The sequence below is a fragment of the Novosphingobium fuchskuhlense genome, from assembly GCF_001519075.1.
GTDB classification, from domain to species: Bacteria; Pseudomonadota; Alphaproteobacteria; order Sphingomonadales; family Sphingomonadaceae; genus Novosphingobium; species Novosphingobium fuchskuhlense.
The window spans coordinates 1-13,264 of the sequence record NZ_KQ954247.1 but is presented as its reverse complement, the minus strand read 5'-3'; the positions used below and the strand labels follow the sequence as shown (position 1 = coordinate 13,264).

The window sequence follows — 13,264 nt, the reverse complement described above, 5'->3', positions numbered from 1 at the left end:
TGACCGTTAGCACGGACTAAGGGCTTATACGGGTCAGGGAGGGTCCGATGAGCAGCTTGATCGATTCTGCGACCGCCATCATGACAAGCTCGGCGCGGCAACTTGAGTTGGCGGGCACGAATGTCGCGAACGTCAGCACGCCCGGCTTCAAACAGGTCCATTCAACACGCAGGTTGGCGACAATGCCAACGGAGAGTTTTTCAAGCGCGCTTGAACAAACGCGCGCAAGGCTGGACCAAGGAAAGCTGATTTCTACCGGGCGGCCATTCGACCTTGCCGTAATGGGTAGCGGCTATCTGGCCGTGCGGTCGGGCGATAGCATTTCCTACATCAGGAACGGGCAATTTGTGCGGTCAAAGGACGGGTTGCTGGTCTCCACGCAGGGCGGTGTTCTCCAGCGGGCGAACGGAGGCGACTTAGTCGTTGCGAGCCAAACGCCGGAAATCCTCGAAGATGGTGTCGTCATGGAGGACGGCCATGCGACCGGCCGGGCAGGCGTCTTTGAACCGGCGTCAATCGATCAGGCGAGCTCAGTCGATGGCGCGCATTTTGACCTCGGATCATCTCCTCAGGCCTCCGACACAGCCGGCTTGCGACAAGGTTTTCTGGAAGCTTCCAATGTCGATACGGGCGAGCAGATGGTCACAATGATGGCGGCCCTGCGTCAAACCGAGGCTGGTGCAAAGCTTATACAGACTTACGATGAGCTGCTCGGCAAGGCGTTCGCGACCCTTGGTCAGGCTGGCCGATGAACGGGGCATTTTATGTCGGTGCAGTGGGGCTCGATGCGCAGCAGCGGGCTCTTGACACCCTCTCGAACAACATCGCCAACATCAACACACCTTCGTTCAAACGTTCGGACGTGCGCTTTTCGGCAGTCTTGGCTGTAAGAAGTAGTCCCGACACTCCAGCCCCCGATCTGGACACGCAATTCTCGGTGGCAGGTGTGCAGGCAAAGTCCGTGCCATCGATTGACGAACCTGGTCAGATCGATCGAAGCGGCTCGCCGATGGATATTGCCATCGACGGACATGGCTTCATCGAACTGCTCGGTCCCAACGGACAAACCTACCTGTGGCGCGGCGGTCACCTCAAGCTCGGCAAAGACGGGATACTGGAGTCAGCCTCCGGCGGTTTCCCGTTGAAGGCCATGGTTTCTGTGCCAGCTGACGCGAGTTCAATCTCCATAGCTGCTGACGGGACGGTCTCCGCAACGACAGAGGACCATCCACAAGGCACTGAAATTGGCCGGATCGAAGTGGTCAAGTCAGAGGATATCGATGGTCTCGTTGCCCTCGATGGCGGTTTCTACCGCGTGGATGATGCCGGATCGCTTCGGACAATGGAGCCAGGCCTTCCAGGAACCGGAACCCTCGTGCAGGGCGCCCTTGAACGCGGCAATGTCGATTTGACGACTGAGATGGTGTCTCTTCTGCTTGTTCAGAGAGCTTACGCGGCAAACGCGCAAGTCATCCAGGCCGCCGATCAGATGGCAGGGATCGCCAACGGGCTCAAGCGGTGATCGGGCTTTTGGCAATGGCAGCGGTCCTTGTGCAGCCCGGTCGGATCGAACTTCAAGGACGCAATATACGTGCACGCGATGTGGCGGTTTCCAGTCACGGCGGTGATGCGATCATCGCGCAAATTCCGCCTGATCGATCTTCCGTGATTTTGTCGAACCAGGCGCTTGTTCGCCTGCTGGCGCGGGCAAACCTGACGGTGCAGACCGGAACGCCTGCCGCTGAGTACGTCTTTGTCGTTTCGGCAAATCCGGTGCGGGGTGAGCAATGCTGGAATGCGCGCCGTCTCATTCCTGAGGGCAGGGCGATCGACCAAGACGATGTGACTGCATCACCCTGCACGACATCATTGGAGGCGCTGCACGGTTTGAGGACCGAGCGCGGGCAAACCATTGCCATGAGCGCCGTACCGGCGGGTGCTTCGCTGGGCCGCCTTTTGCTCTCTCGTCGCAAGGCTGTGAGTGCAGGAGAAGCAGTGACGCTTGTCTCCCGGATCGGTCCCGTAACGATCGAGCGTGATGTCGTCGCCTTGCAGAACGGTGAGGCAGGTCGCCGCATCTTCGTCCGCGACCGCGAACGCCGCATTTTCGCTGCGGACCTTTCTTCAGGGCTCGCACCATGAGATACCTTGTTTGCGGCGCGCTCCTCCTGGTTCCCCAAATCGGGCTTGCGGATGATCTTTATCGTCCGGGGAACTTCGCAGCCTTGGCATCCGATCGTATCGCCCGGCAGATCGGTGATACACTTACTGTCGTGGTCTTTGAGCAGACCGAGACGAGCAACACCGTCAAGCTCGATTCGCAGCGGAACAGTCAGATTGGCGGATCGTTTGCCGCCGGACACGTGAACGAGAGCGCCAACCTGCAATTGGGCGGCGCAGCAAACGGTGGCGGCGGACTACAGCGCAGCGACCGGGTCGTGGCCCAGATTTCGGTCGAGGTTCGGCAAGTTTTGCCGAATGGCGATCTTGTGGTCGGCGGGCGGCAGCAAATGCGGATCAACGGTGAGCGCACCCAGATCGATCTTGAAGGACGCGTCAGGCAAGCGGACATCGCTAGCGACAACCGCGTCCTCTCCAGTCGTATTGCGAGCGCACGGATTTTCTTTGAAGGCCGCGGGTTCTTGGCCGGAAGCGCAAAGCCTGGAATCGTGTCCCGGATATTCCGTTTCCTGGGCCTGGGCTGATGCCGCGCGCCCACTTCATTCTTCAGGCGGCCCTTCTGCTCTCCGGGCTCGCGTGGTGTGCACCTGTCCATGCGCAGGCCGTCCCGCTGACTGCCCTCGGACGATTTCAAGGTTGGCGGGAGAATGCGCTGATCGGTACGGGCCTTGTGACAGGTCTGTCTGGATCGGGCGATTCCTCTCGCAGTGCCGTAACCCGGCAAGCCTTGCGCAATGTTCTCGGCCGCCTTGGCACCAATGTCGCGGACGAACAGATAAACAGCAGGAATGTCGCGGTCGTCATCGTGACGGCCGTACTGCCGGCCTCTGCCAATGTTGGTGACCGTATATCTGCAACAGTCTCATCAATAGGTGATGCGCGCAGTCTCGCCGGCGGCACGCTTTTGATGACGCAGCTAATGGGCCCAAACGAACGCGTCTACGCGCTTGCCCAAGGTCAGGTCGTTGCAGGTGGCTACAGTTTCGAAAGCGACCTCAATCGACAGCAACGCAATTATCCAACCACGGCAACACTGGAAGGTGGCGCCACGGTCGAGGCGCCTGTGGATGCACAGATACTTGGAAATGACGGCACCGTCGGATTTCTGCTGAGCGAGCCGGATTTCGGGACGGCCAACCGGATCGCCGAAACAATCAATGCCCGTCTCGGAGCAAACATAGCAATGGTGCAAAATGCCGATGAGGTTCGCGTGCGATATGACGGCGCAAGACCGGGCTTCGCGTGGTTCATGTCACGCCTTGAAGCGGTCCTTGTGGAGCCCGGGCAGGCTGCCAGGGTTGTCGTCAACGAGCGAACGGGCACCATTGTGGCCGGCGGCGCTGTTCGTCTTTCCAGCGTCGTCATAGCACAAGGCGACATTCGCGTGCGCATTACCGGCCAGCGGACTGCGTCGCAGCCATCCTTCGTCGGCGGATACGCCAGCGACATCGCGAGCCTGGTTGTGACCAACACCAAATTGGAGGTCGAACAAGGTCAACGCGACGCCGTGGTGTCGTTGCCGAACACGACAGTGGCAGATCTGGTTCTGGCGCTTACCAGAGCGCATGTCGACACGCGAGGTATCATCAGCGTGCTCCAGGCGGTCAAGGCAGCCGGCGCGCTGCACGCCGAAATCATCGTACAATAGGGCCAAGACAATGGATCCGGTTTCTTCGGCAGTACTTGCAAAGGCGCTCGACGGCCTGTCCCGCAGGATGGACGTGATCGCATCCAATATCGCCAATGCAAACTCTCGGGGTTTCAGCCCTCAGCAAGTTCGCTTTGAGGATGCTCTGCGTCTTGCTGCGTCGCACAACGCATCCGAAGTAGCAGCTGTCCCGATTACCGTTGAACCCGTGCAAGGCCAAAAATCCGGTGAAGTCCGGATGGACCTTGAAGTGCTCGAAGCATCCCAAACCGCCGGGCGCTATAGCGCAATGCTTGGTCTGCTGGGACGAGAATTTGAACTGTCCCGTATCGCAGTTGGTGGAGGTCAGGGGTGAGTACTGCCGAAGCAATAAGCCGCTCAGGTCTCGAGGTCGAATGGCAACGGCTGCAAGTGATTGCCGCCAACCTCGCCAATCTCAACTCCGTCGCACCGGCAGGAACAGCACCTTACCATGCCTTGCGACTGATTTCCGGTCCTGCAGGGTCGTTTTCGGATGCATTGGCTGCCCGAAATGGCAAGGATCATGCTGGAGAGGTCAAGGTCATCGGGCTTGAACCGGTCGCTGGCGCTGAGCGGCGCGTCTACGATCCCACAGCTCCCGAGGCTGGACCCGACGGCTTCGTCACCTTTCCGCTGATCGATAACACCGCAGAAATGGCTTTGCTGATCCGGACCTCCCGATCGTACGAGGCCAACGTGACAGCGCTCGGCATTGCGGCGCAGATGGACCGGCAAGCGCTTGAAATCGGGAGAGGCTAATGAGCGCCGCGATTGAGGGTATTGGTGCGCTTCGGCTTTCTGACGTGAATGCCATGCCCCGGGAAGTCACTGCATTGCCCGTCAATGCGATGGACCAAGGGACGGCTTCCTTTTCAAAAATCATGATGTCCGGCCTGGACAAAGTCGATCATCAGATCGCCGCCGCAGATTCGCTTGTACAGCGCTTTGCACTTGGCGAGCCGATCCCGGTTCATCAGGTCACAATCGCACTCGAACAGGCCCGGATTTCGCTTGAGTTGGCCATGCAAGTCCGCAGTCGCCTCCTGGAAGGCTACCGCGAAATCATGAACATGCAGCTCTGACGGCGATGAGCGATGCTCAACCGGGTCTGGTGAACCGCATCTCGGTTCGTATCATCATTTTGGCATTCTTACCGATTTTTGCGGCGCTGGCAGGCGGCTACTACTTTTTCCTTCGCGCGGACTATGTACCCGTATTTACTGCGCTTCGCGCGCAGCAAACTGCGTCTATTGCAAAAGTCCTGTCTTCAAAGAGCATAGCTTTCCGACTGGTGCCGGACGGCTCAGCCATTGAAGTGCCGAGCGACAAGGTTGGTGAAGCGCGCCTGGCGATCGCCGGATCCGATGTCAGCCCCGGCACAACGACCGGATTCGAGTTGTTCAACAAATCTGACATGGGCCTCACCGACTTTGCGCAAAAGATAAACTACCAGCGGGCCCTGCAGGGCGAACTCGAAAGAACGATCCTGTCGATCGACGGGATAGAGACCGCGCGCGTTCATCTTGCCCTGCCGGAAAAATCCTTGTTCCGTTCTGTCCGAAGCGAAGCCAAGGCCTCTGTCCAGATTGGCACGCGCTCTGACACGCCTCTCGATCCCATGCGGGTCGCGAGCCTTCAGCACCTGGTCGCTTCGGCTGTACCGGATCTTGAGGCTGGTGCCGTGACGGTAGTCGACGAGAGCGGCAGTCTTCTGAGCGGATCAGCCAACGATGATCCAGATGCAATTGCGTCACCGGAAACCGAAGAGCGCCGCGCGGTGCAACACCTTTTGAGGGCTCGACTTCGCGGAGCACTGCAAACGGCAATCCCGGAGCTACGCTTCGACGTGAAAGTCCTTGCCCTGCAATCCACTTCCAATCCCCAGCCCTCCGATCCTGCGGCACAAGGCGAGGTCAAGCGTACCTTTGGTGTGCGCACCACACTCCTCACACCGTATCCGCTCGAACCGGACCAGCAGGCGCGGATCGAGGAAATTGCCAGGGTCGCTATCGGATACAAGCCGTCAAATGGTGACCTCATCGCCTTTGAAACCGGCACGCTGCCAACTGGCGCAATGCCGACCGCACTGCCCGAGCCCATCGCACCCCCAGTGAAGCCGGGCGAGGCGCAAGCGCGCGCGGACCCCTCTGCGTTAAGCCCGTTGCTGCTCGTTGGCGGGGCGTTGATTGGTCTTTGCGGTTTCGTGGCCTACTGGATTTTTCTGGGTACGCGCCGGCGCACGGGCACGCTTCCAGCATCGTATCACGCCGATCTCGCGGCGCGCATCCGCACAGCGCTCAGCCCAAACGGGGAGGCTCGCTATGGCGAATGATCTGCCGACGGAAATTATTTCAGAACTGGAATCTCTGCCAGACCATGATCTCGACGCCGTGCTGAATCTTCTCGATGAGGCAGAACGCAGTGTTGTTTTGGCTTCCCTGCGCCGCACCAAGGGGCAAGCGCTGCCCATTGACGGCAGCCATAGCCTGTGGATGCAGGACATCCTGGATGGCAACAACGGGCTGGTTACGCATGCCGCACGGACTGCTTTGGTCGCCGGTGGTATTGGTGCGACCGCGGCCGAGACACCGGCATTGCGCAGCCTTTTGGGCGGTGCCCAAATGCTCAGCTCTCTGTCCAGGCAGAGCCCGGCATGACCAGGATCTTGCGCGGTGATGCTGCGTCCAGCCTTGCCTTTCCATTGCCGCAGAGCGCTGAAACTGCCTCTCGATCAGCGCAACCGGATGACGAAAAGCTGCGGCTATCGGCCAGAATTGCGGAACTTGAACGCGAACTGGCCCAGCAAGAGCGGCGCCGGGTGGCGGACATTCGTCAAGCCAGTCTGGATGGCGAAGCAGCTGGACGCAAGGAAGCGGAGGCGCGTGCCGAGAAACTTAGCGATGCCTTGTCGCAGGCGCACAGTAGCTTCGAGGAGCGCATGGGCGACCTTGATCAGTTGGCAGCCGCCATGGTCCGGAGGGCTCTGGCAAAGATATTTGACGATGCCGATCAGCGCTCAGAGCAAGTCATCTCGGTCATCCGGAATTGGTTGGGCGAACAGTCCGCGCTGGCGCGCGTCACAATCAGGATCAGCGCTGCAGACTTTGCTGATATCGGCGAGGAAGGGCTGCGTGATGCTCTGGGCGAGTTTGCCGAACATGTGACTGCAGATCGCTCCTTGGCTAGCGGTAGCTGTATGATCGACGCACATGTGGGGAGCATAAATCTTGCTCCGCTTAGCCAGTGGCGTGAGTTGGAGAAGGCCTTTCAGGCCATGCTCGGGGAGCGGGCCCAGTGAAGCATCCGTACCTTCTGATGCTTGAGGACACGCAAACCCGGCTGCCGTTCGGGCATGTCGTCGGGGTGAATGGTCCAGCGATCGAAGCCAGCGGGCCAATCGGGGCGATTGGCGACATCTGTGTTATCGAGAGTCAGAACACAGAGGCGGTCGCTTACGCAAAGATTGTTGCGGCAAATCGCGACGGGATCAGCCTCATGACCCTCGAGGACAGGCTTCGGCCAAGACCTGGTGACAGGGTAACGGCATCGACGTTCGGGGCTTCCCTCAGAAAAGGCAGCGGCTTTGCTGGACGAGCGATCGACGCGTTGGGGCGCCCGATTGACGGTGGACTGCCGGTTACCGGGACTGAACGCTCGGCGTTGCCGTCCGCCAGTATGCTGAGACGGCGTGGACCTGTTCAGATGATCGAGACGGGGATCCGCGCGATTGACGGCCTCCTGACACTTGGCGAGGGGCAACGCATCGGGGTGTTCGCCGCAAGCGGAGTTGGCAAGACCAGTCTGATCGATCAGATCATCCGGCAGGTGCATGCTGACCGGATTGTAGTCTGTCTCGTAGGAGAGCGCGGACGGGAGGTTTCCGGTCTCTGGGACGCTGCCGATCAGGATCGAGAGCGTTTGACTTTGGTCGCGTCTACATCGGACGAAAGCGCGGTCATGCGAGTGCGGGCGGTGGAGCAGGCTTTGGCCATCGCCTGCCATTGGCGCGCGTGCGGTGAGCATGTGCTGTTCGTGATCGACTCGGTTACGCGCTATGCGATGGCTCTCAGGGAAGTTGGTCTCGCAGCCGGCGCTCCGCCAACGATCAGGGCCTATACGCCAAATGTGTTTGCCGCCTTGCCAGAACTCGTTGAACGTTGCGGCGCCATCGATGGCGAAGGTGCGATCACTGCGGTCATGACGGTGCTCAGCGAAACCGATGACGTCGATGATCCAATCGTCGAAATCATGAAGTCCCTTCTGGACGGACACATCATTCTATCGCGCCGCCTCGCCGACAAAAGACATTTTCCGGCCATAGACGTGGTCCGCAGTGTAAGCCGTCAGGCAGAACGACTGATGGACAGCGGCCAGGCGGGAGACGCCCGCGATGCCATGGAAGTTCTTGCAACATATGAGGAAAACCGTGTGCTGATCGAAAGCGGCCTTTACCGGGCAGGCGCGAGCCAGCAGATTGATCATTCCTTGAGGGTCCGGGATGGATTGATGAAATTTCTCGCGCAGCCGAGCGCGGAGCGATGCTCGCTCGCCGCGACAAGAAAGCAGCTAACTGCCGCACTCCAGCGCGGAGGCTCTCGTGTCTGACGGTCAGCACGTCTCCGACCTTACCGTCGTCGCCGAATTGAGGGCGATACTGGTGCAAAAGGCTGCGGATGACGCTCAAGCTGCAGCTGCAGAGCTGGACGAGCGCATTGAGGCTCTGCGCTTGGCCGATGAGCTTGGCGAGGCAGCAGCCTCTGTCTGGTCTGCGCATCTGACCAGCTCCTTCTTCGATCCAGGATTTGGACTGATGTTGGCTGCGGACCTTCTCGCAAAGGATGCACGCGTTCAGGAAATGCGAAGAGAGCATCAACGCAGCGTTGCTGCTTCGGCGGCCTGCGAAGAGCAATGGCAGCGGGCGCTGGCGGAAGATGAAGCTGGCAAAACGCTTTTGCAAGGCGCGCGAAAGGTGCGAGAGCGGCGCCGCGAGGAGCTTCGTTTGGGCGAGATGGCCGACCGTGTCACCTTGCGTTGGGGGGCTAGATGATCGCGCCCACGCACCCCAGCGACAGCATGCATTGCGGTGTGCCCGCCTCGCACATCACGGCATCTGAACGCGGTGCTGCCGGTCCTGAGCAGGATTTCGCTCAGATCTTGGGTGCGATGGCGACGAAAGGGCCGCTCCAACCGCGCTTTGCTCCAGTGAAGCGCCCAATTGAAGAAATGGCCGCGCACTTCGATCCGCAATTCCCGGAACAATTCCGTCCAGCAGAATCGGACGCGGGTGACATCAGTCTACTCGGACAAACTTCTGCCAATTTTGTGGCAGGTACCGAGGTGCTTGCCAACGTGCAGGTCGGTTTGGGCGCCGGCCCTGGCTCCTCAATGCCTATCGAGGTCGTCGCTGACTTACCGGCAGCCGCAGCGATAAGCCCTGCAATAGACCTGGGAGAGGTTGCGCCGACCTCGGCGGTCAACATCGACCAGATCGTGAATGTCTCAAAGGCAGCGTTCCCCGCGCACACACTCCGATTTGCTGCGCTTGGATTGCTCCACGATCGGGGCCTTCCGGTCACCGCTCCATCGCTGAGCAATTCAGGGGAGACGCTGCCTGAGATTGCCAATGCGGCCGACGCCGCCCCGATGGTCCCGCGGCCGGTCGGGTTTGCGCCCGCGGCAGACAATAGTCTGGGGCCCAATGTACTTCCGCATTCCGCTAAGGTGGAAGCAGGTAGTCCCGTTCAATCCCTGCAGGGTCAGCCGCATTTTCAGCAAGTTTCCGCTTCACCCGCGCTGGTCAGGCAGTTCCCAAGCGCGGAGGCGGAGAAACTCCCGGGATCACCTCGGCAGGCTTCGGGTTCACGCAATCAGTTTGGCGAGGTCTCGCTTGACCGAGCCGAAGCGAGCCGCCGAGCCTCTCCGTCCTTCTTGGGAGGCGAGGATACGCATGCCAAAACGGTTGGCGTCGCGCCGAGCACGATCAGCCTGCCGAATGCCGAGGTTCAATCCAATTCTCGCGAGACCATCAGTTCCGATCCTGTTGGCAATGACCCAAGCCCGCGTACCACGCGCTGGGGACCATCAACGGCATTCGAAATGGCCCCACGGCGCACGGACACGAATTCGGCTTTGCCGAACGTGACAGATGGCAGGCGTCCTGCATCGACCCGCAGTGCCATCTCCGAGACCACCTCGACTGGCCGAAGATTTTCGATTGCAAATCCGAACGCGGCTAGCATGGTCGCCGTTGCAGCAAGCATGGACCAGACCGAGGTTGTCAATGTGACGATCAGGATACCGCAGGTCGATCAGGGTGATGCCCAGATGCTCGCGCAGGTCAAACAGGTTCTGGCACGGTACGGCATGGTCGCCGGCAAGATCATCATTGGAGGACGCCAGGCCCCGTCCGATGAGCAGCGGGGAGATGACCAATGGCGCTAGCACCTGTCACGAGCAGCGGGCAGTCAAGTTCCACTGGCGCGGCCAGTCCGACTACGCAGTCGACCGCTACCAACGCATTCGGTTTGAGCTTTGAATCGCTTCTGAAAATCATTCTGACGCAGCTCACGTATCAGGATCCGCTGAAGCCCGTTGATAACTTCGAGTTCGTCTCGCAGCTCGCTCAATTCTCGCAGATCCAGCAGGGCCAGACGATGAATGACCGGCTTCAGTCGCTGGTGTCGGCCCAAAGTACGCTTCAGGCTTCCGGGCTCTTGGGCAAAACCATCGATATCCCATCAGGAAATGCGGTTATTTCAGGCACGGTAACGGCCGTCACACTGCAGAACGGCGACCCGCTGCTGACGATCAAGACAAAGGACGGTCAAACTATCGGCCAGCTTTCACTATCGAGCATTTCTCAGATTCGGCTAGGAGAGTAACATGTTGAGTTCAATCTACATCGGCTTGAGCGGTCTGTCTGCTTACTCGCAGGGCCTGCAGCGCATCAGCGGGAATGTTGCCAATCTCAACGCGCAAGGCTTCAAGGGCTCGAACGTGAGCTTTCAAAGTGTGATGGGCGAGGCCGGCTTTGGTGACGGCGTCAGGAATGCCACTGACCAGACGAATTTTTCCCAGGGCGAACTTCGTCAAACCAGCCGTGATCTTGATCTTGCGATAGATGGGACAGGGTTTTTGGTGCTCCAACGCGGTGAAGAGACCGTGTACACCCGTACAGGCAGCTTCGAGGTCAATTCAGATGGCTTTGTCGTGCTTTCGGGCACCGAATACCGCCTCGCCACTCTTGATGCCAACGGCAAGGCTCAAGCCGTCTCGATCGATGCGGTCAGAACAAGCAAACCGTCGGCGACAACCAAGATCACGATGGCGGACAACCTCTCCTCGAGCGCGACAACTTTCAGCGTGAGCGACGTCAAGGTCTATGATCCTTCTGGTGGTCAACACACCTGGCAACTCACCTTCGACAAGGATCAATCGTCTGCTGCAGGGCCCTGGAACGTCACCATCAAGGACGAGGCCGGAACGACAGTTGCGACCAAGCCGATCACGTTCACCAATGGCGTGATTGACTCGCAATCGGCGCAGGTCAGCATAGCCGATGCAGCTCATGGCTTTACCGTGAACCTTGACTTGACGGGTGTGACTTCGTTCTCGTCCGGGACCGTCTCCACCCTCAGGGCAGCCTCGAGCGATGGCTTCACGACCGGCACGCTGACGAGCGTGACCGTCAACACCGATGGGCAGCTCGAGCTCGGCTATTCCAACTCGCAGAAATCGCAGGTGGGAAACGTCGCCATTGCGGAGTTTCGCAATCCCGAGGCGCTCAAGCAGCGCAGCGGCGGCCTGTTCACAAGCAGCGGTGATAGCCAGCGCACAATCGTGCAGAGCGGTGATCCTCGGGTCGGGAAAATCCAGTCCCGGCGGCTCGAGGCATCGAACGTTGACCTCACTACCGAATTCTCCGATCTCATTCTGGTGCAGCGAGGCTTTCAAGCATCGTCACAGATCATCAGCGTTTCCAATGAAATGATCCAGCAACTCTTCGGCATTCGCGGGCAGGGGTAACAAGCTGTGCGCACGCCTGCTGGTATTGTCTGGAGGCCATGGCTGCCAATCAATGCCATCGCGCGTGCGCTGGAGATATTCGATCCTGCTGCCTTGGTGGCCGATTGGACAGCGTCCTGGCTGGGGCACGGCGCGATCGGCGCGCCGGGGCCTTGGCAAGAAAGCGGCATCTGCGAAAATGAACTTTGCCTTTGGACAGCTGACTCGTCGGCTGGGCTCTGGCTATCGGCGGATCTGCGAGCGAGCTTGCAGTCCTGCATGTTTGGAGTTCCGCCAATTGGAACCGAACGGACAGCTCAGGATCATGTCTTGCTCGATCAGGCAGTAGAGGCCTGCATCCAAGACCTTTGTGGGCGGATTGAGGGTCGGCTCGGGCTGGGCAAGCAACCTGAATGGAAGGCGCAAACAAGCCCGGTGGCATACTATGCCTGCGCGGTTGGGCCAAACCTCAAGATTGCGCTCTCTTCCAGTTGCGTCATCAGTCTGGCCAAGGGGGCGATATCTCCCGCGCCGCAGACTGCCCGGAAGCTCACTAGCCTTGGCGAGGCGCTTGCCCAAACCGAGGTGACGATTGGTGCCAGAATTGGTGGCTGTCAGGTGTCCGTGGCAGAGCTCGGCACGCTTGCGCTCGGAGATGTTTTGACACTTGACCGGGCGGTTTCAGCCGGTGTCGACCTAGTGGTCGATGGCTCGGCGGTGACCAATTCGTCCTGCCGGCTTGCTGCCGAACAGAATACTCTCACGCTCATTTTTTGATAGGCAGGTCAAGACAGTGGTCGATAATGTGAAAGCTTCAACGTCCGCGCAAAAGTCTGGCGTGCTGTCCGATACAGTCCTCGACGGGGTGCAAGTTGAGCTGGAGGCTTTTGTCGGACGGGCGAAGATCACGATCGCCGAGCTCAAGCGCTTGAGACAAGGCGACGCCCTGGCATTGGCGACCCAGCTCAATCAGGCCATCGAATTGCGGCTGAACGGTCAAGTTATCGCTCGAGGCGAAGTGGTCGCCGTCGGCGACAATTTCGGTGTCCGGCTTACAGAGATCGTGTCCTGACAGGGATGATGTCTCTTAAAGCCCTCGCGCAAGTTGCCGCCTCAGCAAGCAAACTTGGCGGTGCGGAGCCGATCCAGATACCGGTCCTGCGGATATTCATCGCGGTCGTTGTCTGCAGTGCTTTCGCATTTTGCGCTGCACTCCTCATCAGACACCGGGCAGGAGGCTACGACTTCGCGAAGTGGATGCTTCCTCTGGCAAAGGCGCCCCAGGAACTGCGGGTTGTAGAAGTCCGCCGCATTAGCGTGCACGGCGATGTGGCCCTGATCGAACACGGCAGCCGTCGCTACCTGGTCCTCGTCCAGGCCGGCAGTTCGACCCTGCTCTGCGAAGAACCG

19 protein-coding genes are annotated in these 13,264 nt (G+C 59.6%); all 19 read left to right on the top strand.

What is annotated here, in order from left to right:
- Window positions 1–47 precede the first annotated feature (47 nt).
- Window positions 48–752 carry a flagellar hook basal-body protein gene (locus tag AQZ52_RS17535; RefSeq protein WP_067914249.1) on the top strand — a complete coding sequence of 235 codons (705 nt, stop codon included), beginning with the start codon at window positions 48–50 and terminating at the stop codon, window positions 750–752.
- Window positions 749–1,522, top strand: a complete 774-nt coding sequence (locus tag AQZ52_RS17530) for a flagellar hook-basal body protein (protein WP_067914246.1) — start codon at window positions 749–751, stop codon at window positions 1,520–1,522. The genes AQZ52_RS17535 and AQZ52_RS17530 overlap by 4 nt, the downstream gene beginning before the upstream one ends.
- Window positions 1,519–2,142, top strand: coding sequence for a flagella basal body P-ring formation protein FlgA (locus AQZ52_RS18295; RefSeq protein ID WP_082698256.1), 624 nt, complete (start codon window positions 1,519–1,521; stop codon window positions 2,140–2,142). The genes AQZ52_RS17530 and AQZ52_RS18295 overlap by 4 nt, the downstream gene beginning before the upstream one ends.
- Window positions 2,139–2,705, top strand: a complete 567-nt coding sequence (locus AQZ52_RS17525; protein ID WP_067914243.1) for a flagellar basal body L-ring protein FlgH — start codon at window positions 2,139–2,141, stop codon at window positions 2,703–2,705. Before AQZ52_RS18295 ends, AQZ52_RS17525 begins: the two co-directional genes overlap by 4 nt.
- On the top strand, window positions 2,705–3,829 hold the full coding sequence (flgI, locus tag AQZ52_RS17520; protein ID WP_082698255.1) for a flagellar basal body P-ring protein FlgI: 1,125 nt from the start codon (window positions 2,705–2,707) through the stop codon (window positions 3,827–3,829). The genes AQZ52_RS17525 and flgI overlap by 1 nt, the downstream gene beginning before the upstream one ends.
- 10 nt (window positions 3,830–3,839) lie before the next feature.
- Window positions 3,840–4,184: a flagellar basal body rod protein FlgB gene (locus AQZ52_RS18290; protein ID WP_169793769.1), complete on the top strand. Its 345-nt coding sequence runs from the start codon at window positions 3,840–3,842 to the stop codon at window positions 4,182–4,184.
- A 56-nt stretch (window positions 4,185–4,240) separates the two neighbouring features.
- Window positions 4,241–4,609, top strand: coding sequence for a flagellar basal body rod protein FlgC (locus AQZ52_RS17515; RefSeq protein WP_067914241.1), 369 nt, complete (start codon window positions 4,241–4,243; stop codon window positions 4,607–4,609).
- Complete coding sequence (gene fliE, locus AQZ52_RS17510; RefSeq protein ID WP_067914238.1) at window positions 4,609–4,932, top strand: flagellar hook-basal body complex protein FliE; 324 nt, start codon at window positions 4,609–4,611, stop codon at window positions 4,930–4,932. The genes AQZ52_RS17515 and fliE overlap by 1 nt, the downstream gene beginning before the upstream one ends.
- A gap of 5 nt (window positions 4,933–4,937) precedes the next feature.
- On the top strand, window positions 4,938–6,182 hold the full coding sequence (fliF, locus tag AQZ52_RS17505; protein ID WP_067914235.1) for a flagellar basal-body MS-ring/collar protein FliF: 1,245 nt from the start codon (window positions 4,938–4,940) through the stop codon (window positions 6,180–6,182).
- Complete coding sequence (locus tag AQZ52_RS18670) at window positions 6,172–6,507, top strand: hypothetical protein (protein ID WP_156425038.1); 336 nt, start codon at window positions 6,172–6,174, stop codon at window positions 6,505–6,507. The genes fliF and AQZ52_RS18670 overlap by 11 nt, the downstream gene beginning before the upstream one ends.
- Window positions 6,504–7,148, top strand: coding sequence for a FliH/SctL family protein (locus AQZ52_RS17495; protein ID WP_067914229.1), 645 nt, complete (start codon window positions 6,504–6,506; stop codon window positions 7,146–7,148). The genes AQZ52_RS18670 and AQZ52_RS17495 overlap by 4 nt, the downstream gene beginning before the upstream one ends.
- Window positions 7,145–8,455 carry a FliI/YscN family ATPase gene (locus tag AQZ52_RS17490; RefSeq protein WP_156425037.1) on the top strand — a complete coding sequence of 437 codons (1,311 nt, stop codon included), beginning with the start codon at window positions 7,145–7,147 and terminating at the stop codon, window positions 8,453–8,455. Before AQZ52_RS17495 ends, AQZ52_RS17490 begins: the two co-directional genes overlap by 4 nt.
- Window positions 8,448–8,897 (top strand): hypothetical protein, encoded by a 450-nt coding sequence (locus tag AQZ52_RS17485; RefSeq protein WP_067914225.1) that lies wholly within the window; start codon window positions 8,448–8,450, stop codon window positions 8,895–8,897. The genes AQZ52_RS17490 and AQZ52_RS17485 overlap by 8 nt, the downstream gene beginning before the upstream one ends.
- Window positions 8,894–10,291, top strand: a complete 1,398-nt coding sequence (locus AQZ52_RS18665; RefSeq protein WP_156425036.1) for a hypothetical protein — start codon at window positions 8,894–8,896, stop codon at window positions 10,289–10,291. The genes AQZ52_RS17485 and AQZ52_RS18665 overlap by 4 nt, the downstream gene beginning before the upstream one ends.
- Window positions 10,282–10,731 (top strand): flagellar hook assembly protein FlgD, encoded by a 450-nt coding sequence (locus tag AQZ52_RS17475; protein ID WP_067914220.1) that lies wholly within the window; start codon window positions 10,282–10,284, stop codon window positions 10,729–10,731. Before AQZ52_RS18665 ends, AQZ52_RS17475 begins: the two co-directional genes overlap by 10 nt.
- A gap of 1 nt (window position 10,732) precedes the next feature.
- Window positions 10,733–11,875: a flagellar hook protein FlgE gene (locus tag AQZ52_RS17470; protein WP_067914217.1), complete on the top strand. Its 1,143-nt coding sequence runs from the start codon at window positions 10,733–10,735 to the stop codon at window positions 11,873–11,875.
- Between the two features lie 6 nt (window positions 11,876–11,881).
- Window positions 11,882–12,631, top strand: a complete 750-nt coding sequence (locus AQZ52_RS17465; protein WP_156425035.1) for a FliM/FliN family flagellar motor switch protein — start codon at window positions 11,882–11,884, stop codon at window positions 12,629–12,631.
- 16 nt (window positions 12,632–12,647) lie between these two features.
- Window positions 12,648–12,926 (top strand): FliM/FliN family flagellar motor switch protein, encoded by a 279-nt coding sequence (locus AQZ52_RS17460; RefSeq protein WP_169793768.1) that lies wholly within the window; start codon window positions 12,648–12,650, stop codon window positions 12,924–12,926.
- Window positions 12,927–12,934: 8 nt separating this feature from the next.
- The coding region (locus tag AQZ52_RS18660) for a hypothetical protein (RefSeq protein WP_156425034.1) at window positions 12,935–13,264 on the top strand (330 nt) is incomplete at its 3' end.